21 protein-coding genes are annotated in these 19,601 nt (G+C 67.7%); 13 read left to right on the plus strand and 8 right to left on the minus strand.

Annotation, left to right across the window (positions count from 1 at the left end; genetic code table 11):
* Window position 1 precedes the first annotated feature (1 nt).
* The 4 genes from EGH23_RS20670 to EGH23_RS20685 all read right to left on the minus strand — a co-directional run bounded on the left by EGH23_RS20670 (window position 2) and on the right by EGH23_RS20685 (window position 3,450).
* Window positions 2-457, minus strand: a complete 456-nt coding sequence (locus EGH23_RS20670; RefSeq protein ID WP_220581886.1) for a universal stress protein — start codon at window positions 455-457, stop codon at window positions 2-4.
* 70 nt (window positions 458-527) lie between these two features.
* On the minus strand, window positions 528-1,694 hold the full coding sequence (locus EGH23_RS20675; RefSeq protein WP_220581887.1) for an enolase C-terminal domain-like protein: 1,167 nt from the start codon (window positions 1,692-1,694) through the stop codon (window positions 528-530).
* Between the two features lie 72 nt (window positions 1,695-1,766).
* Window positions 1,767-2,639, minus strand: coding sequence for an amidohydrolase family protein (locus EGH23_RS20680; RefSeq protein WP_220581888.1), 873 nt, complete (start codon window positions 2,637-2,639; stop codon window positions 1,767-1,769).
* Window positions 2,640-2,643: 4 nt separating this feature from the next.
* Window positions 2,644-3,450: an SDR family NAD(P)-dependent oxidoreductase gene (locus EGH23_RS20685; RefSeq protein ID WP_220581889.1), complete on the minus strand. Its 807-nt coding sequence runs from the start codon at window positions 3,448-3,450 to the stop codon at window positions 2,644-2,646.
* A 130-nt stretch (window positions 3,451-3,580) separates the two neighbouring features.
* Here EGH23_RS20685 and EGH23_RS20690 point away from each other — a divergent pair, with 130 nt between their 5' ends.
* The 3 genes from EGH23_RS20690 to EGH23_RS20700 all read left to right on the plus strand — a co-directional run bounded on the left by EGH23_RS20690 (window position 3,581) and on the right by EGH23_RS20700 (window position 6,218).
* On the plus strand, window positions 3,581-4,756 hold the full coding sequence (locus tag EGH23_RS20690; protein ID WP_220581890.1) for a mandelate racemase family protein: 1,176 nt from the start codon (window positions 3,581-3,583) through the stop codon (window positions 4,754-4,756).
* A gap of 6 nt (window positions 4,757-4,762) precedes the next feature.
* On the plus strand, window positions 4,763-5,860 hold the full coding sequence (locus EGH23_RS20695) for a Gfo/Idh/MocA family protein (RefSeq protein ID WP_220581891.1): 1,098 nt from the start codon (window positions 4,763-4,765) through the stop codon (window positions 5,858-5,860).
* 97 nt (window positions 5,861-5,957) lie between these two features.
* Window positions 5,958-6,218, plus strand: a complete 261-nt coding sequence (locus EGH23_RS20700; RefSeq protein WP_220581892.1) for a DUF7968 family protein — start codon at window positions 5,958-5,960, stop codon at window positions 6,216-6,218.
* Window positions 6,219-6,461: 243 nt separating this feature from the next.
* On the opposite strand, the gene EGH23_RS20705 is transcribed toward EGH23_RS20700, so the two are convergent.
* The gene (locus EGH23_RS20705; protein WP_220581893.1) at window positions 6,462-7,328 is read right to left on the minus strand and encodes a fumarylacetoacetate hydrolase family protein; all 867 of its coding nucleotides are present in this window, start codon (window positions 7,326-7,328) and stop codon (window positions 6,462-6,464) included.
* 92 nt (window positions 7,329-7,420) lie between these two features.
* Here EGH23_RS20705 and xacF point away from each other — a divergent pair, with 92 nt between their 5' ends.
* A complete protein-coding gene (gene xacF / locus EGH23_RS20710; RefSeq protein WP_220581894.1) occupies window positions 7,421-8,863 on the plus strand; it encodes a 2,5-dioxovalerate dehydrogenase in 1,443 nt (480 codons plus the stop codon).
* Between the two features lie 203 nt (window positions 8,864-9,066).
* Here the strand turns inward: xacF and EGH23_RS20715 are convergent, their stop codons facing one another.
* The 3 genes from EGH23_RS20715 to EGH23_RS20720 all read right to left on the minus strand — a co-directional run bounded on the left by EGH23_RS20715 (window position 9,067) and on the right by EGH23_RS20720 (window position 12,103).
* Window positions 9,067-10,554 (minus strand): MATE family efflux transporter, encoded by a 1,488-nt coding sequence (locus EGH23_RS20715; protein ID WP_328766678.1) that lies wholly within the window; start codon window positions 10,552-10,554, stop codon window positions 9,067-9,069.
* Entirely contained in the window at window positions 10,551-10,958 is a 408-nt protein-coding gene (locus EGH23_RS26550) for a TetR family transcriptional regulator C-terminal domain-containing protein (protein WP_236044984.1), read from the minus strand. Before EGH23_RS26550 ends, EGH23_RS20715 begins: the two co-directional genes overlap by 4 nt.
* A gap of 329 nt (window positions 10,959-11,287) precedes the next feature.
* Window positions 11,288-12,103 (minus strand): DUF7839 domain-containing protein, encoded by an 816-nt coding sequence (locus tag EGH23_RS20720; RefSeq protein ID WP_220581896.1) that lies wholly within the window; start codon window positions 12,101-12,103, stop codon window positions 11,288-11,290.
* Between the two features lie 146 nt (window positions 12,104-12,249).
* Here EGH23_RS20720 and cbiT point away from each other — a divergent pair, with 146 nt between their 5' ends.
* The 9 genes from cbiT to EGH23_RS20765 are packed head-to-tail and all read left to right on the plus strand — an operon-like array spanning window position 12,250 to window position 19,589.
* On the plus strand, window positions 12,250-12,816 hold the full coding sequence (gene cbiT, locus EGH23_RS20725) for a precorrin-6Y C5,15-methyltransferase (decarboxylating) subunit CbiT (RefSeq protein WP_220581897.1): 567 nt from the start codon (window positions 12,250-12,252) through the stop codon (window positions 12,814-12,816).
* On the plus strand, window positions 12,813-13,649 hold the full coding sequence (locus tag EGH23_RS20730; protein ID WP_220581898.1) for a cobalt-factor II C(20)-methyltransferase: 837 nt from the start codon (window positions 12,813-12,815) through the stop codon (window positions 13,647-13,649). Before cbiT ends, EGH23_RS20730 begins: the two co-directional genes overlap by 4 nt.
* Window positions 13,646-14,530 (plus strand): cobalt-precorrin-4/precorrin-4 C(11)-methyltransferase, encoded by an 885-nt coding sequence (locus tag EGH23_RS20735; RefSeq protein ID WP_220581899.1) that lies wholly within the window; start codon window positions 13,646-13,648, stop codon window positions 14,528-14,530. The genes EGH23_RS20730 and EGH23_RS20735 overlap by 4 nt, the downstream gene beginning before the upstream one ends.
* Window positions 14,530-15,501, plus strand: a complete 972-nt coding sequence (cbiG, locus tag EGH23_RS20740; RefSeq protein WP_220581900.1) for a cobalt-precorrin 5A hydrolase — start codon at window positions 14,530-14,532, stop codon at window positions 15,499-15,501. Before EGH23_RS20735 ends, cbiG begins: the two co-directional genes overlap by 1 nt.
* Window positions 15,498-16,430, plus strand: coding sequence for a precorrin-3B C(17)-methyltransferase (locus EGH23_RS20745; RefSeq protein WP_220581901.1), 933 nt, complete (start codon window positions 15,498-15,500; stop codon window positions 16,428-16,430). Before cbiG ends, EGH23_RS20745 begins: the two co-directional genes overlap by 4 nt.
* Window positions 16,431-16,433: 3 nt before the next feature.
* Window positions 16,434-17,399 carry a precorrin-3B C(17)-methyltransferase gene (gene cobJ, locus EGH23_RS20750; protein ID WP_220581902.1) on the plus strand — a complete coding sequence of 322 codons (966 nt, stop codon included), beginning with the start codon at window positions 16,434-16,436 and terminating at the stop codon, window positions 17,397-17,399.
* Window positions 17,400-17,401: 2 nt separating this feature from the next.
* Window positions 17,402-17,716 (plus strand): ferredoxin, encoded by a 315-nt coding sequence (locus EGH23_RS20755; RefSeq protein WP_220581903.1) that lies wholly within the window; start codon window positions 17,402-17,404, stop codon window positions 17,714-17,716.
* The gene (locus tag EGH23_RS20760) at window positions 17,713-18,372 is read left to right on the plus strand and encodes a cobalamin biosynthesis protein (RefSeq protein ID WP_220581904.1); all 660 of its coding nucleotides are present in this window, start codon (window positions 17,713-17,715) and stop codon (window positions 18,370-18,372) included. The genes EGH23_RS20755 and EGH23_RS20760 overlap by 4 nt, the downstream gene beginning before the upstream one ends.
* Entirely contained in the window at window positions 18,369-19,589 is a 1,221-nt protein-coding gene (locus EGH23_RS20765; protein ID WP_220581905.1) for a CbiX/SirB N-terminal domain-containing protein, read from the plus strand. Before EGH23_RS20760 ends, EGH23_RS20765 begins: the two co-directional genes overlap by 4 nt.
* Window positions 19,590-19,601 lie beyond the last annotated feature (12 nt).

The raw sequence follows: 19,601 nt of genomic DNA on the forward strand, positions 1-19,601 counted from the left end.
GCTACTCTTTTTTGACGTACAGAACCGGGATCGGCGCGTTCAACAGCACCTGCTGGGCGTGGTCGCCGAACATCGCCTTCCCCGCCGGCGAGCGTTTCGTCCCGCCGACGACGGCCACGTCCGCGTCGAACTCGTCGACTTTGCGGACGATCTGGTCCGACGGTTGTCCGCCGGCGACGCCGCGGATCTCGAAGTCGATACCGCGCTCCTCGAAGCGGTCTGCGGGGACGCGCACGCTGTCGTGGCGCTCCGCGACCTCGTCCGGCGAGAGGCCGCCGCTGGTCTGGTCGACACCCATCCGATCTAGCAGGTCGTCGTACTCGTCGCGCGGGAACACGTACAGGACGTACACCGTCGCGCCCGCCGGTTCGGCGACGTCCGCGGTGGCGTCGACGAGACCGTCGAGGGAGTCCCAGTCGTCCGGTCCGACCGACAACAGGATTCGTTCGAGTGCCATACGTCCGATTCACCGGTGTCTCAATTAATTGTTTTGGCGGCGCGTCGGGCGGTCGAGCGCCGAGACCGCACTACGCGTACGTTCGAGATCCGAGGCGGTTGTCCTCGATGTAGTCCCAGTCGTACTCGACGCCCAGTCCCGGCCCGTCGGGGACGGAAACGGTTCCGTCGCCGTCGATAGCATCGAGCGAATCGCGGTAGTCGCCAGCGTACACCGGCGGCGTCGTGTTCGGGGCGTCGGGATGGACGAGCGCCAGCTCGTAGTAGTTCGCGTTTCGCGTCGCGGCCAGACACTGCCGCTGGGCGGGACCGGGCGCGTGGAACTCCACGTCGAGGCCGAACCCTTCGGCGGCGCTCGCTATCTTCATCGCGCCGGTGATGCCGCCGTCGTACTCCGGGTCCGCACGGACGAAATCGGTCGCCTCGCTCGCCACGAAATCCGTATGGGGTTCGAGCCCGCGGATATGTTCGGTCTGGAGGATCGGCGTGTCCAGGGCCTGCCGGAGCTTCCGGTGGCCGTGCTGGGAGATACCGCCGTCCCTGTACGGGTCCTCGTACCAGAGATAGCCGTGGTCGTCACAGGCCCGACCGACCTGTAGCGCCTCGGCCCACGTATCGAGGTCACAGGCCGGGTCGACCATCAGGTCCATCTCGTCGCCCACTCGCTCGCCGACGGCGCGCACGGTCGCTTCCAACAGGTCGGGGTCCCGCCAGTCGCCGTCCCAGCCGTGGACCTTGTACGCCGGGTAGCCGAGTTCCAGACATTCCTCGGCGAAGTCGGCGTACGCTCCCGGCGAATCCAGTCCGCCGCTCCGGTCGCCCTGATACGTCGAGGCGTAGGTCGGCAAGCGCTCGCGATAGCTCCCCAGCACCTCGTGAATCGGCGCGCCGTACTTCTTTCCGGCGTAGTCCCAGAGGGCGATATCGAGCGGGCCGATGCCCATCCGGTCGTACTTCCGGAGCGCGCGCTTGAGTTCCGACCAGTGATGCTCACGACGTAGCGGGTCTTTACCGACGAGGTAGTCGGCGACCGCGTTCATCTGGGCCGCCCCCGGCGAGTTGCTCCCGACGTACTCGCCGACCAGTCCGTCGCTCACCTCGACCCGGACGGCGAAGAGGCTCCGCTCCATCGTGTTCCCGGGGTCGTAGACGACGTCGAACCCGCCCGGCGGCGTCCCCACGCCTTCGAGCGGATAGCTGAATTCGACCGTCTCGATTCGGTCGATGGTTTCTGCCATAGCAGCGCGTCGTCCCGGAGAAGTAAATCGCTGTGGGTGGGTTACACCGAGCGCAGCGGACGGCCGGTACGATCAGGACTCGTGGATCGATTCGAACGTCCGGTGGGCCAGATACGAGTAGTCCCGCGCGGAGAGGAACGGGACTTCCTCGACCCACGAGAGACAGTCCTCGTAGTCTGCCCAGTCGTCCATCCACGGGTAGTCCGACCCGAGCATGAGCCGCTCGGCACTGAACCACTCGGCGAGGTGACGAACGTAGTCCCAGAGGTCCTCGTAGGGCCACCCCGAATCGCTGGAACGCGGGAGCGAACTCACCTTGACGGCGACGTTCTCGTGGCCGGCCAGCGACTCGAAGTCGGTCCACGGCTCCTCGTCGGGGTCGGTGGTCTCGTCGGGGAACGCCATGTGGTCGACGACGAGTCGCACGTCGGGGTGACGGCCGGCCAGCGTCTCGATCATCGATAGCTGCTCGGCTTTCGGGAAGACGAATATCGCCGTGTCCTGAGCCGCGGCCTCCTCCCAGATCGGTTCGAGCTCGTCGTCGAGGATCCAGTCCGCCGTCCGGTCGAGTTCCGTCGAGTGCTCCTCGTAGCGCAGGCAGGCGTGCATCCGGACGCCGAGCATCCGGTCGTGGCCCACGACGCGGCGCAGGTCGGCCCGCACGGCCTCGGGGTCGTCCGCATAGAAGTCCATCAGGCCGACGCCCCACAGACGGTCTGGATACGCCTCGATGGAGCGCATCGTGTACTCGTTGGCGCGGATCCCGCGGCCGTACATCGGCGTCGTGACCATGACGCTCTCGTCGACGCCGGTGGCGTCCATGTCAGCGATGAGGTCGCGAGCGGTGTACGCACCGTCCCACCCTGGCGGCAGAATCTCGGCGGACCACGGCAGTTCCTCGGTGTTCGGTCCCCAGGTGTGCGTGTGCGTGTCTACGAATCGCATCGAATCACTCCAAGTTCCCCCCGCCGCTCACTCGCAGAACGTCGCCCACGATGTACGAGGCTCTGTCGCTCGCGAGGAACAGCACCGCATCGGCGAGGTCCGAGGGCTGACCGAGGCGGCCGATGGGCCGCTTCTCGCCGCGCTCGCGCAGGATCTCCTCGGCCGTCTTCCCCGGAGTCTCTTTCGCTTCCATCTCGGCCTCGTAGCGTGTCTGGGCCGTCTCGGTCACGTCCGTCGAAATCGCGTTCATCCGGATGCCGTACTCGGCGAGTTCCTGTGCCATCCGCCACGTCAGGCCGTTGATGGACGTCTTCGAGATACCGTAGAACCCGAACGGGCCGGTGCGTCGGTCGCCGGCCTGACTGGTGTGGTTGACGATGCTCCCCTCGATGCCCTTTTCTATCATATGGGCGGCGACGAGTTTCGAGGCGTAGTACTGCGCTCTGACGTTGACGTCCATCGTCGTGTCCCAGTCTTCGAGGGGAGCCTCGACGAGCGACGACTCCTCGGGCCAGACGGCGGCGTTGTTCACCAGCAGGTCTATCTCGCCGAAGGCGTCGATGGCGCGCTCGACGAGGCGTTCTATGTCGGCCGGGTCGCCCACGTCGGCGGCGACGCCGACGACCTCGCCCGCCCCCGCCGCTCCCAGCTCCTCGGCGACGGCCTCGACTTCGGACTCGGACCGCGAGTTGACGACGACGTTCGCGTCTGCCTCGGCCAGCCCCTCGGCGATACCGCGACCGATACCCTTCGTAGAGCCGGTGACGATAGCGGACTCGCCGCTGTAGTCGTACTCGGTATGTCCTACCATAGCACGTTCGTCTCGCCGTGCGATGAAGAATCCTCCGGTGGCCCGCGGGCCGTCCGGAACTGCGCCCCGCTCTCGGCAACACCGCCGGGGAGCACACACGTTTATTGCGCTGGTGTCTCATGGTGTGCGTATGGCTCCGGAGATCACCAGCATCGAGTCCGTGGAGTTTTCCTACCCCATCGAGGACGTGGGCACCGACCAGCACGGGTTCAACCTCGTCTACGAACCCGGTTCGGTAACGGAGCGGAAACTGTTCGCGCTCAAAGTCGAGACGGACACCGGCATCACCGGCGAGTACGTCGGCGGGAACTCCCCCGGCGCGGCGCAGGTCAACATGTTCGCCGACTACCTCCTCGGGAAGAACCCGCTCGAACGCGAGCGCCACTGGAGCGAGATGAAACGCGCGCTGCGGAAGTACGACCGGATGGGCATCGGTCCCATCGACGTCGCGCTCTGGGACTTCGCCGGGAAGTACCACGACGCCGCGATCCACGAACTGCTCGGCACGTACCAGACCGAGTTCCCGGCGTACGCCTCGACGTACCACGGCGACGAGAACGGCGGCCTCGACACGCCCGAGGCGTTCGCGGACTTCGCCGAGGAGTGTCACGAAATGGGGTATCAGGCGTTCAAGATCCACGGCTGGGGCGGCAGCGAGGGATCGCGCGACCTCGACCGGGAGATCGACGCCGTCCACGCCGTCGGCGACCGGGTCGGCGACGAGATGGACCTGATGCACGACCCGGCCTGCGAACTGGAGACGTTCGCCGACGCGCTCAAACTCGGCCGAGCGCTCGACGAGGTAGGCTTCTTCTGGTACGAGGACCCCTATCGGGACGGCGGCGTCTCTCAGCACGGCCACCGGAAGTTACGGCAGGCGCTCGACACGCCGATCCTCCAGACCGAACACGTCCGCGGACTCGAACCGGCCACCGACTTCATCGCCAACGAGGCGACGGACTTCCTGCGGGCGGACCCGGAGTACGACGGCGGCATCACCGGCGCGATGAAGCGTGCGAAGGTCGCCGAGGGCTTCGGACTGGACGTGGAGTTCCACGCGCCCGGCCCCGCCCAGCGACAGTGCATCGCGGCCATCCGCAACACCAACTACTACGAACTCGCGCTGGTCCACCCCGACTGTCCCAACACTCAGCCCCCGGTCTACGAGGGCGACTACTCCGACATGCTCGACACCGTCGATAGCGACGGGATGGTGTCGGTCCCCGACGGGCCGGGACTGGGCGTCGAGTACGACTGGGACTACATCGAGGACAACCAGACCGGGAGCGTCCACACGTACGAGTGAGATGACATGACCTACAGCGCCGGTATCATCGGAACGGGCGGTATCGCCGGGATGGGCATCCTCGGGATGCACGACGAAGACGAGATCGGGCAGAAGAAGGTTCGGGCGAGTCACGCGGGCGGCTACGACGCGGCCGAGGGCATCGAACTGGTCGCGGTGGCCGACGTGGACGAGGAGAAACTCGACCGCTTCGGCGAGGCGTGGGACATCCCCGAGTCGGGTCGGTACGTCGGCCACGCGGCCATGCTGGAGGCCGAGGATCTCGACGTGGTCTCGGTGTGTACGCCGTCGTACCTCCACGCGGACCACGTCGTCGACGCCGCCCGGTCGGCGGCCGACCCGGCGCTCGTCTGGTGTGAGAAACCAATCGCCTCCTCGGTGAGCGACGCGGAGACGATGGTCGAGACGTGCGCGGAGACGGAGACCGAACTGCTCGTCAACCACTCGTTCCGCTTCACGAGCAAACTCCGCCGGCTCCGAGAGCTCGTTCGCGAGGACGAAATCATCGGCGAGGTGCAGTCGGTGGCGACGCAGTTCCGCATGGAGCTACTTCGCAACTCCACGCACCTGCTCGATACGCTCGTCTACCTCTTAGACGACAGGGCATCGGAGGTCTCGGGGTACATCACCGGCGAGAACGAGGCCGTCGACTCCCTGCAGGCGGCCGAGCGCGTCGACGACGCCGGCGGCGGCGGGTTCGTCGTGATGGACGACGGGGCGTTCGTCACCATCGACTGCACCATCCCCCGCGCCGAGTCGTCGATGACGCTCAACTTCATCGGCACCGAGGGGAAGCTCTACCTGAACAACGACGACGGCGAGTGGCGCTACTGGCGGCTCGAGGACGGCGACCACGTCGAGGAACCGCTGCCCGGCATCGAGGGGGCGTGGACCTGGGACGAGGACTACCGCGACGCCTTCGCCAACGCCGCGTCGGACGTCGTCTCGGTGCTTGACGGCGAGATGGCGAACCCCTCGACGGGCGAGGAGGCCACGCGCTCGCTCGAGATCATCGCCGGCTTCTACATCTCGCACTACACCGGCGGACGGGTGTCGGTCCCGCTGGACCGGCCGCTGCGCGACGTGACTATCACGTCCTGGTGAATCGCTGCTGTCGACGACGCGATTCGTTCCACATGACGAAACGGCCCTCGCTCTTTCGGGACGCGTCGTTTATCCGCTCGGCGGCCCACGTACCGCTATGGCCGATGCCGAACGCGTCCGCCTCCGCTACGCGCCCGACGACGACGATGTCGCCTCGGCGCTCCGCAGCGAGACGTTCGAACTGTACCTCCGCCGCTCCAAAGCGGGACCCGTCGAGTCCGGCGACGAGTGGGAGGAGATCGTCAACGACGGCTGCGGGCGGACCAGACCCGTCACGCTCCGCGTCGAATCGGTAGCGGGCGGCTCGACGGTCGGCGAAGAGACGCGGTTCGAATTCCGCGCCACAACCGCCGAGTGAGCGACCGCGACCGGGCGGGAGTTCCCGCTCGCGCTCGCTCGACGGCGAGCCGAGCGAACGGCGATCCGTTCAGACACGGTACCCGACTCTTGCGGGCGTAAAACGGCAGAGACCGGTCGAGTGGGACAGCGAAACGGCCGTTAGCGACCGCCCGCAACGGCCCGTTTCTTCGAGCAGCGAGTTTCGTAATATTGAACGTCCATCTCGATGACACGGGCGAAACCGTCACGAAAGTGTTCTGGCTCAGACGGTAGTCACCGAGTTCGAGAGGCGACCGACGCGTTCGATGTCGATATCGACCTGGTCGCCCGCTTCGAGCGTGAACCCTTCCTCGGGAACGAGCGACGTGCCGGTCAGCAACACCGTCGTCTCGGGGACCGCGTTGTGTCTCGTGAGGTAGGAGACGAGTTCCTCGCAGGTCCGGACCATCTCGCCGGTCGAGGTCCCCTCCTCGTACAGCCGCTCGCCGTCCCGGTCGATGGTCATCGTCATCTCTAAGTCGTGGGGGTCGCCGACCGCATCGGGCGTGGCGACGCAGGGGCCGAGCGAACACGCCTTATCGTACACCTTCGCCTGCGGGAGATAGAGCGGGTTCTCTCCCTCGATAGACCGGCTGCTCACGTCGTTACCGACGGTGTAGCCCACGATGTCGCCGTCGTGGAGGACGATGCCGAGCTCCGGTTCGGGGACGTCCCACTTCGAGTCGCCGCGGACGCCGACGGCCTCGCCGGGACCGACGACCCGAGAGGGCGTCGCCTTGAAGAAGATCTCCGGGCGGTCGGCCTCGTAGACGTCCAGGTACATCTCCGGCATCCCGCTCTCGGCCTCGCGGGCCTGCTCGCTGATCTCGTAGGTGACGCCGGCGGCCCACACTTCGTCCACGTCGAGCGGAACCGACGCGTCGGTCTCGTCGGGGACCGGAACCGACGCCGCTTCCTCGACGAGGCGACGGGCCACCTCGTCCACCGTCTCGCTCGCCACGTCCGCGACGTGGGCCAGGTCGTCGAAGGCCGTCACGCTCGGACGGGCGGCGGTCAGATCGTACGCGTCGTTACCCTCGCGAGCGATGAGCCGCCGCTTTCCGTCCTCGTCGCTACAGTAGTATCGCATACCGTGGTACTGCACGCCGTAGGCTCTTGTCGGTTCCGGTGGTTCGACCGTCACCAAAACTTTCTCGTAGGGGGCCCACATCGGGTCAAACGATGAGCGAGACATACCACAACTACGTAGACGGCGAGTGGGTAGAATCGGAGACCGGGGAGACCTTCGAGAACCGGAATCCGGCCGACCGGAGCGACGTCGTCGGCGAGTTCCAGCAGTCGAGCGAGGCGGACGCCGAAGCGGCCGTCGAGGCCGCGGCCGCGGCCACCGACGAGTGGGCGAACACGCCCGGCCCGGAGCGCGGAGCCGTCCTGCGAGAGGCCTCGAAGAACCTCGAAGCTCGCAAGGACGAACTGACCGAGACGCTCGTCCGCGAGGAGGGGAAGGCCCGCCCCGAAGCGGCCGGCGAGGTCCAGCGCGCCATCGACATCTTCTCGTACTACGGCGCGAAGGCCAGCGACATCGGCGGCGAAGTCAAGTCCTCCAGCAGCCAGGATACGACGCTGTACACGAAGAACGAACCCATCGGCGTCGCCGGCCTCATCACGCCGTGGAACTACCCCATCGCCATCCCGGCGTGGAAGATCGCTCCCGCGCTGGCGACGGGGACGACCGTCGCCTTCAAGCCCGCATCGCTCGCGCCCAACGTCGCCCGGAAACTCGTCGAGTGTCTGGACGAGGCCGGCCTCCCCGACGGCGCGCTCAACTTCGTGACAGGCCCCGGCAGCTCCGTCGGAGCGACGTTCTCCACGCACGAGGAGATCGACGCCGTCTCCTTCACCGGGAGCTCGGCCGTCGGCGAGACCGTCGGCGATCAGGCCAACGAGACGGGCAAGCGGGTCCAGCTGGAGATGGGCGGGAAGAACCCCGTCGTCGTCATGGACAGCGCGGACGTCGACGAGGCCGTCGACATCGCGGCCTCGGGCGCGTTCGGCGTCACCGGCCAGGCCTGTACCGCCACCTCGCGGGCCATCGTCCACGAGGACCTCTACGACGAGTTCGTCGAGGGCGTCGTCGAGGCGGCCGAGGACGTCGAGATCGGCCCCGGACTGGACGGCGCCGACATGGGGCCACACGTCAGCGAGAGCGAACTGGACGGCACGCTCGAATACGTCGACATCGGCGTCGACGAGGGAGCGACCCTCGAGACCGGCGGCGAGGAGGTCGACGCCGGCGACGGCTTCTTCGTCTCGCCGGCGGTGTTCTCCGACGTCGAACCGGACATGCGCATCGCACAGGAAGAGATCTTCGGGCCGGTGCTGTCGGTCATCCCGGTCAGTAGCTACGACGAGGCGCTGTCGGTCTCGAACGGCGTCCGCTACGGCCTCTCGGCCAGCATCGTCACGCAGGACCTCTCGGAGGCGCACAACTTCGTCGAGGACTCCGAGTCCGGCGTCGTGAAGATCAACGAGAAGACGACCGGTCTCGAACTCCACGTCCCCTTCGGCGGCATGAAGGACTCCTCCAGCGAGACCTACCGCGAACAGGGCGACGCCGGACTGGACTTCTACACCCTCTCGAAGACGGTCTACCTCAACTACTGAGGCCCGTCGTCGTCCTGCGGATCTTCTCTCCGCGTCTTGTCGCTCGATTGGCCGACAGTAAACATCAAAAGCACGTATCGAGTTATGATCATCTGATCTTCTATCTAAAGCGATAGAAACAGACACGAAAGGCCGAAATATGTTATCATAATTGTATATAAGAGAACGAAAACACATAGAGGTCGCTTCCGCGTCTCTCGCCGTCAGTCGCCGGAAGCCGGGGTCTCGCCGTCCTCCGCGTCGAAGCCGTCCGATCCGGGTGTTCCGCGAACGCCGCCTTCACGCCACGTCTCGCGGCTGAACCACGCCCACGCGACGAGCGCGCCGACGACGTTCGAGACGAAGAACGCGATCCAGATGCCGCGCGGGTCGGGTCGGGCGAGAAACCAGAGGTCCGTCGGTACCGCGCCGCGGGAGGCGACCCACGCGATGGGGAGGCGGACGACGGCGAGCGTGAGCACGGAGATCGCCGCCGCGTACAGCGTCTTGCCCGCGCCGCGGAACCCGCCGGAGAACGCGCGCATGATGCCGATGAAGCCGAAGGAGAGCGCGACGTAGCGGAGGAAGGTCGTCCCGTGGGCCAGGACGGCGGCGTCGTCGGTGAACGCGGCGACGATGGGTTCGGGGACGAAGAAGACGAGGACGCCGGCGGCACCGAGGACGGCGAACAGGAACTTCGCGGCGACGTAGTTCGCCGTCGCCGCTCGGTCGTACTTCCCGGCCCCGATGTTCTGGCCGGTCATCGTCTCCACCCCGCGAGCGACGGCGATGGCGGGCAGGAAGACGACCGAGAAGACGCGGGTGCCGATGCCGAACGCGGCGACGACGGAGGTGGAGAACAGGCCCACGACGAGCAACAGGGCGTTGATCGAGAGCGCGCGGCCGGTCCCCTCGACGCTCGCCGGGATCCCGATCTGGAGGATCTTCCGCAGGTACTGCGTGTCGGGCACCATGTCCCGGAGGTGGATCTGTATCCCGCGGCTCCCCGAGAGCATGATGGCGACGCCGACGACCATCGCCAGACTGCGCGAGAAGACGGTGGCGATGGCCGCCCCCTGGATGCCCAGCTCGGGGAAGGCGACGGTGCCGACCAGCGGGGCGTTCTCGAGGAGCGTCCACCCGTTGATGAGGAACGGGTCGAGGACGACGTTGACGACGACGGTCCCGAACATGACGAACATCGGGGTCAGCGTATCGCCCGCGCCGCGCATCAGCGAGATGAACACGAAGAAGCCGAACATGAAGGGAAGCCCCAGCGCGACGACCTCCATGTAGGCCGTCGCCCCCGGAAGCACGTCCGACGATGCGCCGAGGAACGCGAGGAACGGCCTGACGACGAGGTAGCCGAGTCCGCCCAGGAGCGCCGAGGCGAGAAAGGCGAACGTGAACGTCTGCGAGGCGGCGTACTCGGCCTCCTCGGTCTCGTCCGCGCCGGTGTGTTGGGCGACGAGGACGCTTCCGGCCACCGACAGGCCCATCCCCAGCGAGATTAGCAGGAACACCATCGGGAAGGCGAAGGAGACGGCCGCGAGCGCCTCGGTCGAGTACTGGCCGAGCCAGAAGGTGTCCGCGAGGTTGTACGCCGTCTGCATCAGGTTCGTGACGACGATGGGAAGCGACAGGAACAGGAGCGGCTTGACGACGCCGCCCTCGGTCAGGTCTAACTCCTCCTGCCCCTTGAAGAGGCTCACGCTACCACCTCCGGCGACCACCCGAGTCGCTCCCGCAGATCGGATTCGATGAGCCGGCGGGTCTCCTCGGGGCCTTCGCCCAGCGCGACCTGCCGCGCGTGCGTGGCGTTGATGGCGGTGACGACGAACCATGCGACCGTCTCCGGGTCGCCCTCTCGGAAGTGATCGCTCTCGATACCGTCGCGGACGGCGTCGGCGACGACGCCGCGCATCAGTTCGTCCATCTCGACGAGTCGGTCGCGGTACGCCTCGCGGAAGGGGGCCTGGGCCTTGAGTTCCATGAGCGCGACGGCGAACTCGCCGTCGTCGTCTCGCGGGGGAGAGAAGACGACGTGCAGGAACGTCTCGAGCCGCTCGCGCGGGTCTCTCGCGCGAGCGGCCAGTTTCCCCTCGGACCCGTCCAACGTCTCGTCCAGAAACGCCCGCAACAGCCCCTGTTTGGTGTCGAAGTGGTAGTGAATCGCGGCCGTCGAGAGGGGGATTCGTCCGCTATCCGCTGAACCGTCAGCACGGCGTAACCGTGCGTACAGAGGGCGCGACGGGTCGCCTGCATGATCTCGGTTCGCGTATCCGTCTCCATCTCTTGCCCGAACTTACTGACCGGTCAGTCAAAAGGCTTACTGACTGGTCAGTCAGCTCGCAGTCGGCAGACGGCAGCGACGACTCGCGTTCGGAACGGCCGGATACCGCGCGGTAGCACGCTACCGTTCGACTCGGTTCGGCGAGCCCGGCGCTACGTCTCGGCGGCGTCGATGACTTCGTAGTTGATGTTGTGCTGGTTCAGGCTATCCGCGTGAGCGGCCACCTGGTCGGCCGCAGCCAGCAAGAGGACGTCTACTCCCCTGGTGGCGGCCTCTCGCACCGCCGCGGCGCTTCCGAAGCGAATATCCACCTCGACCCCTGCCGCCTGTGCGGCGACGATGCCCTCGACGCCCGCTGTGGCGATCACCGCGTGCTCTCCGGCTAACTCCTCGATTCGCCGAGAATCGACGACCGAACTCCCCCCGTTTTGGACCATCGGGATCGAGACGACTGTCACCGCGCCGCGCTCGTACTCGACGACCCCCGTGACGTCCGTGACTCCGAGATCCGTCTCGGCGGACGCGTCAGTCACCGCAACTGCGGTTGCACTTCCCGATCCCCCAGGAACCGCTCGGAGTACCCCATCCCGCATCGTCAGGGAGACCGTATCCCCTTCGGCGATGTCCGTCGCGGCGACGACGGTCTCTACCTCCACCTGCCCGATCACGTCCTCGGAGACGTGTTCGACGAAACGCCGGAGCTCGTCGGTCTGTGAGATCAGCCAGTCGACGCCCTCTTTGGTGACCTCGTATCGACCCCGACCGTGTTTGGTGACGTACCCCTGCGCGCTGAGGTCTTGGAGATAATCGCTCACCGCCTGTGAGGTGACGCCGATGGCGTCCGCGATCTCCCGCTGACTCACGGCGGGCTGTCGTTCGGCTATCTCTACCAGGATCTGGTATCGGGTGGCGTTACGCTTACTCCGGAGTACCCCGAACTCCTCGGACTCGTCCGTTCCCTCGGTCATACCCTCGTATTCACACCCGAACTCAAGTAACTTTTTCTTAGCGCGCTTCAGGTTGGCTACAGTGCCTATTCCCCCGATCTAGAGAAGGCTTAGTTGTCATAGTGCAAACAAAATTGTTTTACGCCCCAAGCGAGTTGTTCGGGTCGATGGCAGACGTTTCGCTCCCTCACGACGCGAAGGCCGGCCCGACGAAGTCGGAAGTCAGGGCGGTCCTCCTCGATAAACTCGCTCTCGGACCGACCGACCACTTCGCCGAAGTCGGCTCCTGTACGGGTGCCGTCACCGTCGAGGCGGCGCGCCGAGCCGGCCGAGTCACCGCACTCGAACGCAAGGCCGAGAGACTGCGGGTCACCGAACGGAACCTCGAAGCGAACGACACCGATGCGGACGTGACCCTCCGCGAGGCGGCAGCGCCGGACGGGTTGCCCGACGACGCCGACGCCCTGTTTCTCGGCGGCAGCCGGAATTACGAGGACGTTCTGGACCACGCGGTCGAGACTGGTGTGGACCGGCTCGTGATGAACGTCTCCCGCCTCGAAGTCGCCGGCGCGGCGGCGGACGCGTTCCGCGAGCGGGAGCTGCTCGACGAGATCGTCCAGTTCCAGGTGAGCCACGGCTACGAACTCGCCGGAGCGACGAGCTTCGACTCGCAGAACCCGGTGTACATGCTGGTCGGGTCCACGACGCGCGCGGCGGACGGGGGAAGTCGATGACGCTCTACGGCGTCGGCCTCGGCCCGGGCCGGTCGGATCTGGTGACGGTTCGCGGACGGCGAGTCCTCGACGACGCGGACGTGGTCTACTCTCCCGGCCGCCTCTCGCGGTCGGTCGCCACCGAGCACGCCCCCGAGGCCCGCATCGGCGACCTCGACTTCCCGATGACGCGCGACGCCGAGAAGCTTCGGTCGGCGTGGAAGACGGCGGCGGCGGAGATAGCGCCGACCGCCCGCGACGGGACCGCGGCGTTCGTCACGCTCGGCGATCCGAACGTCTACTCCACGTTCGGCCACCTCCGGCGGACGATGGCGGCGTTCCATCCCGACGTCGAACTCGAGGTCGTCCCCGGCGTCAGCGCCGTGACGGCCTTCGCGACCGCGCTGGGCGTCGAGATCACCGCCGGGTCGAGCATCGCTCTGCGGGAGGCCGACGGCGGCGTCTCGCCGACCGGCCCCGACCGGATGGTGCTGTTCAAGGTGACCGACGCCCCGGCGACCAACGAGGGACTGGTCGAGGCCGGCTACGACGTCGTCTACGGCCGCCGCCTGTTCATGGAACAGGGCGAGACGCTCGTCACCGACGACCCGACCGAGATCGACGAGCGAGACTACTACACGCTGGCCTACGCGGAGCGGCCCGAAGCCCGCGTCGAACAGGCCACCGACGCTTTCCTCGAATCGGCCGACGAGAACGGCGTCGTCTCCGACGGGGGCGAGACGGACGGCGCGAGACGGCCCTCGCTGGAACGGCAACTCAACGGCGGCGAATCGAATATCGCTCGGCGGGAACGATCTGAGAGCGAACTCTGCGGCGACGAGGTGCGGCGATGAACGGCGACGCCGAGACGGACCCGCAGGCGGCTATCGACGCCGCGGCGAGCGACCGGGACGAACGGGTGTACGAACACGGCGCCGGCGACGAACAGGAGGGTATCCCCTTTGTCGGCGCCGGCCCGGGCGACCCGCGTCTGCTGACCGTCGCCGGCCGGGAACTACTCTCTGACGCCGACCTGGTCGTCCACGCCGGGTCGCTGGTCAACAGCGAACTGCTGGCGGAGTACTGCGCGGACGCCGAGACGGTCTCCTCCATCGGCAAGGACCTCGAAGAGCTGATTCCGCTGATGCGCGACGCCCACGAGCGCGGCGAGACGGTCGTCCGACTACACAGCGGCGACCCGGCCATCTACGGCGCGGCCTTAGAACAGATGGACGCGCTGGAACACGAGGGCGTCCCGACGTACATCGTTCCCGGCGTCACCTCGGCGTTCGCCGCCAGCGCCACCCTCAGAACGCAACTGACGCTGAACGAGGTCGCCAACCACGTCGCGTTCACCCGTCCCCAGGGGGAGACGCTGGACGAAGACGAGGACCACATCTCGGAGTTCGTCGGGATGGGCGACGTGACGACCTGCATCTATCTGGGGACCCACGCCGTGAGCGAGACGATGGACCGACTGCTGGACGACGGCCACGACCCGGAGACGCCCGTGGCCGCGGTGTATCACGCCTCGTGGCCCGACGAGGACGTCATCGAGGGGACGATCGAGACCATCGGGGAGAAACTGGAAGCGGCCGGCTATCGCGCCTCTGCGATGGTCGTCGTCGGCGACGCGGTCGGCGGCGAGGAGTACGAGCGCTCGTTCCTCTACGGCGAGTGGGCCAGCGGCGGTGGCGGCGGAGACGGCGGCGACTCACAGGAGGCTGACGACTGATGAGCACGGACAACGACACAGACTCCGGTTCGAACAGTTGCAAAGCGCCCGACTCGGACGGCGAGGTGGCCGAAGACATCGCCATCGTCGCCTTCGAGCGGAAGATGGACACCGCCGAGGAGATCGTCGACGGTATCGGCGACCGCTACGAGTCGGTCGAGATCCTGGCGTACCACGGCGACGTCTTCGAGGAGCACTGGGGGGAGTACGACTGCTTCGTCGGGTTGATGGCGAGCGGCATCGCCATGCGCAAGACCGCCCATCTGCTCGACGACAAGTGGGACGACCCCGCCATCTGCGTCGTCGACGAGGAACTGACGTGGGCGATTCCCATCACCGGCGGCCACCACGGCGCGAACCAGGTCGCCGACGACCTGGCGAGCATGGGCGCGGTCCCGGCGATGACCACCGCCAGCGAGGCGGCGGGCAAGCAGGGCGTCGAGAAGCAGGCGAAGGCGCTCGACGCCCACGTCGTCAACGGCGACTCGACGGTCGCCACGAACCTCGCCGTGCTGGACGACGAACTCGGCCCCGTCGAGCGCCTCGACGGGCCGAAGGCGGTGCTCGTCGACGACGACGTGAGCGTCCTCGAGCGCAACGGCGACGACGGCGTCGTCCTCGGTTGCGGGAGCGTCGCGGGCGCGGACGTCGAGCAGTTCCACGAGGCGTGGGATAGAGCGCTCGACGCGGCCGACTGCGACCGCGAGGACGTCGAGTTCGTCGCTACGGGCACCCGGAAGGCCGACGAAGAGGGCATGCTCGCCGCCGCCGAGGAGTGGGGACTCGGCGTCGTCGCCTTCGAGAAGGGGACGCTGGCGGAGTTCGAAGGTCCCTCGCCCTCCCGCTCGAAGGAGCTCATCGGCTGGCCGGGCATCGCGGAGTCGTCGGCCATCGCCGGCGGCCGGGAGCACGAGCTGCTGGCCGAGAAGGCGCGCTACGACGAGGCCGTGACGGTGGCGATCGGCCGATGAGTCGAACGAGCGACGACGGCGAAACGGCCTCGACCGCGGACGCGGCGAGCGAGCGAGCCGACTACGGGACGCTGTACGTCGTCGGCATCGGCCCCGGACTCCCCCACGACATGACCCAGCGGGCGGGCGAGGTCATCCGACGCGCCGACACCGTCATCGCGTCGAACCTGTACCAGGAGTTCCTGCGGAAAGACGGGACGCTCCCGCCGGAATCGGCCGCCGTCGAGGGCGTCGCCGACGACGGCGAGATCGCCGACGAGGAGGGGGCCGTTCTGGAGCGACCCGACGGGACGCGACAGACGCTCGTCCGCTCCTCGATGGGCAAGCAGGTCGAACTCGCCCGCGAGGCGTTCGAACGGGTTCGCGCCGGGGAAGACGTGGCGCACGTCTCCGGCGGCGATCCGAACGTCTACGGGAAGTCCGACCTGCTGTTCACGATGGCCGACGCCGAGGGCGCCGCCGACGTCCCCATCGAGATCGTCCCCGGCGTGACCGCCGCGCTCTCGAGCGCGGCGAACCTCGGCGCGCCGCTGTCGAACGACTTCTGTACGATCTCGCTGTCCGACAAGTGGCGCGGCTGGGACGAGATCGAGGAGAAGCTCCGGGCGGCGGCCGTCAGCGGCTTCGTCGTCGTGCTGTACAACTGCTGGCGCGACTACGAGCGGGCGGTCGCGGTGTTGCGCGAGGAGCGAGCCGACGACGCGCCCGCCGCCATCGTCAACGACGCCGGCCGCGGCGCGGCCGGCCGGAACTTAGACGACGAGACGGAGACGATCACGACGCTCGGCGAACTTCCCGAGCACAGCGAGGAGGTCGGCGGCATGGGCTCGTCCATCGTCGTCGGCACCCACGAGACCGACGTCTGGGAGAACGACTACCGCGAGTTTCTCGTCACCCCGCGCGGCGGGCGTGACGTGGAGGATTTCTGAACTATGAGCACGGACGACACTACCGACGCGAGCACAGAGAGCGAATCGAGATGCGGCGGCGCGACCGCCGACAGCGAGTCGAAGTGCGGCGGTGCGACGGCGGAGACGAGCGCGAACGCCGAGTCGAAGTGCGGCGCGACCTCGGATGGGTCCGACGAGGAGGAAGTCGGTGCCACCGTCGAGGACTTCGACGCGGACCCCGGCCGACTCGTCGCGGTCGGTCTCGGTCCCGGTCAGCCCGAGGGGATGACCGCGAAGGCCCGCTCGGCGCTCGCCGACGCCGAGCACATCGTCGGCTACACCACCTACGTCGAACTGCTTCCCGACGAGATCGTCGAGGGAGCGGAGGACATATACGACACGCCGATGTGCGGCGAAGTCTCGCGCACCGAGGAGGCCATCGACCGGGCGCTCGCGGGCAACAGCGTCGCCATCATCGGCAGCGGCGACCCGAACGTCTACGCGCTGGCCGGGCTCGCTCTCGAAATCGTCGAGTCGAAGGGCGCGACCGCGTCGATGCTCGACTTCGACGTGGTCCCGGGCGTCCCGGCGGCCCAGTCGTGTGCGGCCCGCGTCGGCGCGCCGCTGGTCAACGATACCGTCTCCATCTCGCTGTCGGACCACCTCACGGACATGCCGACCATCGAGTCACGGCTCCACGCCGCCGCCAAGGAGGGGTTCACAATCAGCGTCTACAACCCCTGGAGCCGCAAGCGACGCGACAACTACGCGAAGTGCTGCGAGATCCTGCTGGAACACCGCGACCCCGAGACGCCCGTCGGCGTCGTCCACGCCGCCGGTCGCGAGGACGAGCGCATCGAGATAGTGGAGCTCGGCGACTTACCGGACCTCGGCGAGACCGACCTCGTGGACATGACGACGACGCTGCTGGTCGGCAACGAGGACACGTACGTCTGGGACGACCGCATGGTGACCCCGCGCGGATACGAGACGAAGTACGACTACTGACGATGTATCGAGTCACTATCGACCGCGAGGCCTGTGACGGCGTCTTCGCCTGTCTCGTCCGCGACGACCGGTTCGTGGAGGATAGCGCGGAGCGAAGCTCCGCGGACCATTCGAGCGGGCAGCGCCCGCGAGAAGACGGCGAGGGGCTGGCGGCCCTCGAAGTGGACGACGAGCTAACCCTCGCGGCGACGTTCGAGGACGACCGGCGAGCAGACGCCGAGAGTGCGGCCGCGGCCTGCCCGCTCGACGCCATCAGCGTCGAGGACGCGACGGACGAACACACAGCCACCGCCGGCGTCGGGGAGGGCGAGCCGTGAGCGCCGAGATCGGTGCGCCGAGCGACATGCTGGCGGCCCACCCGGAGACGGCGTACTTCTGGGGGCGCGTCGCCGGCGACGGCGACTGCGAGGACGGCTGTGTCACGGTGCGGACGACCGACGAGGCGGCGGCCGACAGACTCGTGGCCATCGCGGGAGCCGAGCGGACCGACCGCCGGACGGTCGAACGGAACTACGCACACGACACGTCGGTAACGCGTCGCGAGGACGAGTACACCGTCCAGGTCCTCGGTCCCCTCGCCGAACGCGCAAGCGGGGCGCTCGGCCTCCCGTTCGACGGGGAATCGGGCGGGTACCGGCTCGATCCGCTGACCGAGTACGACCGGGAGTTGCTCCGGGGGCTCGTCGAGGCCTGCGGAACGGTGTGCTTCAAAGCGGACGACGACGCCGTCGGCCTCTCGTTCGTCCACGAGGACAGGACCCTCCTCTCGACGGTGCAGTCGCTGCTCGACGGGGTTCCCGTGACCGCGCCGTACGGCGAGCCGTCCGCGGCGTCGTCGGGTCACTGGTTCGGCGTCGACGACGCGGCGGTCCCGGCCGTGGGCGACTGGCTGTACGAGGGCAGCGAAGCTACTGGGCTGTTCGCGCCCAGTCGGCGGCGAAAGCTCGAACAGAGCATCGAGCGGGTCCGATGAGCGAAGCCACCGCCGCTCCCGCGCTCGACGACGAGGCGATCCTGCTGGCCGGCCACGGGTCGCGCCGCGAGAAGTCCAACGAACAGGTCCGCGAGTTGGCCGCGGAACTCGAAGGCAGGCTGAGAATCCCGGTCGACGCGGCGTTCCTCGAACTCGCGGAGCCCGCTATCGACGACGCTATCGCCGGACTCGCGGCGACCGTCTCGCAGGTGACGGTCGTCCACCTCTCGCTGTTCGCCGCGAGCCACGTCAAGAACGACGTCCCGCTGGCGGTCACGCAGGCCCGCGAGTCTCACCCCGACCTGACTATCAATAACGGCGCGCATCTGGGGCTCCATCCGGCGCTCCTGGATCTGCTCGACGACCGCGCGACCGCCGTCGAAGCGGAACTGGGCGTCGACCGCGAGGCGGACGAGGTCTCCGTCGTCGTCTGTGCGCGAGGGTCGTCGGACCCGGACGCCAACGCCGACGTCCACAAACTCGCCCGCCTCCTCTACGAGGGCCGGGCGTTCGACCGCTGCGAGGCGTCGTTTATCGGCGTCACCGAGCCGCTGCTCTCCGAAACGCTCCACGACGTCGCCAAGACGCGTCCCGACGCCGTCGTCGTCCTGCCGTACATGCTCGGCGACGGCGTGCTGACCGGGCGAATCAAAGAGGGCGCGCGAGAGTTCGACGCGGAGTACCCCTACGTCGACGCCGCGCCGGGCGAACCGCTCGGTACCGACCCGCGACTGCTGGACGTGCTCGGCGACCGCTGGCAGGAGGCCCGGACGGGCAGCGTCGAGATGTCCTGTGACACCTGTAAGTACAAGGTCGAACTCGACGGCTACGAGGACGATAAGGGCGGGGCGCGGGCGATGCTCCGGGCGCTGACCCATCAGGCCGAACACGCGGACCGCGAGGACGTCGCCGACGACCCGCACGTCCACGACGCCCCCGAGAAGCACGTCGCGGTCTGTACGAACCAGACCTGCGCCGCCGACGGCGCGCCCGCGGTCCTCGAACGGCTGCGGCAGGCCGCCCGCGGCAGCGACCGGTGCGACGCCCGAATCACGCGGTCGTCCTGTCTGGGCCGCTGCGGCGAGGGACCGATGGCCGCCGTCTACCCCGACGGCGTCTGGTACGGCGACCTCGACGAGGAGGACGCCGAGACCGTCGTCGCGTCCCATCTCGACCGCGACCGAATCGCGAGCGAACTGGTCGACCAAACGCTGTAAGCGACTCTATCC

The organism is Haloarcula nitratireducens (genome assembly GCF_019599505.1).

Bases quoted from the DNA above. Each gene is read 5' to 3' on its own strand.
- EGH23_RS20670 (WP_220581886.1), bottom strand. From the start codon at position 457: ATGGCACTCGAACGAATCCTGTTGTCGGTCGGACCGGACGACTGGGAC.
- EGH23_RS20675 (WP_220581887.1), bottom strand. From the start codon at position 1,694: ATGGCAGAAACCATCGACCGAATCGAGACGGTCGAATTCAGCTATCCG.
- EGH23_RS20680 (WP_220581888.1), bottom strand. From the start codon at position 2,639: ATGCGATTCGTAGACACGCACACGCACACCTGGGGACCGAACACCGAG.
- EGH23_RS20685 (WP_220581889.1), bottom strand. From the start codon at position 3,450: ATGGTAGGACATACCGAGTACGACTACAGCGGCGAGTCCGCTATCGTC.
- EGH23_RS20690 (WP_220581890.1), top strand. From the start codon at position 3,581: ATGGCTCCGGAGATCACCAGCATCGAGTCCGTGGAGTTTTCCTACCCC.
- EGH23_RS20695 (WP_220581891.1), top strand. From the start codon at position 4,763: ATGACCTACAGCGCCGGTATCATCGGAACGGGCGGTATCGCCGGGATG.
- EGH23_RS20700 (WP_220581892.1), top strand. From the start codon at position 5,958: ATGGCCGATGCCGAACGCGTCCGCCTCCGCTACGCGCCCGACGACGAC.
- EGH23_RS20705 (WP_220581893.1), bottom strand. From the start codon at position 7,328: ATGCGATACTACTGTAGCGACGAGGACGGAAAGCGGCGGCTCATCGCT.
- xacF (WP_220581894.1), top strand. From the start codon at position 7,421: ATGAGCGAGACATACCACAACTACGTAGACGGCGAGTGGGTAGAATCG.
- EGH23_RS20720 (WP_220581896.1), bottom strand. From the start codon at position 12,103: ATGACCGAGGGAACGGACGAGTCCGAGGAGTTCGGGGTACTCCGGAGT.
- cbiT (WP_220581897.1), top strand. From the start codon at position 12,250: ATGGCAGACGTTTCGCTCCCTCACGACGCGAAGGCCGGCCCGACGAAG.
- EGH23_RS20730 (WP_220581898.1), top strand. From the start codon at position 12,813: ATGACGCTCTACGGCGTCGGCCTCGGCCCGGGCCGGTCGGATCTGGTG.
- EGH23_RS20735 (WP_220581899.1), top strand. From the start codon at position 13,646: ATGAACGGCGACGCCGAGACGGACCCGCAGGCGGCTATCGACGCCGCG.
- cbiG (WP_220581900.1), top strand. From the start codon at position 14,530: ATGAGCACGGACAACGACACAGACTCCGGTTCGAACAGTTGCAAAGCG.
- EGH23_RS20745 (WP_220581901.1), top strand. From the start codon at position 15,498: ATGAGTCGAACGAGCGACGACGGCGAAACGGCCTCGACCGCGGACGCG.
- cobJ (WP_220581902.1), top strand. From the start codon at position 16,434: ATGAGCACGGACGACACTACCGACGCGAGCACAGAGAGCGAATCGAGA.
- EGH23_RS20755 (WP_220581903.1), top strand. From the start codon at position 17,402: ATGTATCGAGTCACTATCGACCGCGAGGCCTGTGACGGCGTCTTCGCC.
- EGH23_RS20765 (WP_220581905.1), top strand. From the start codon at position 18,369: ATGAGCGAAGCCACCGCCGCTCCCGCGCTCGACGACGAGGCGATCCTG.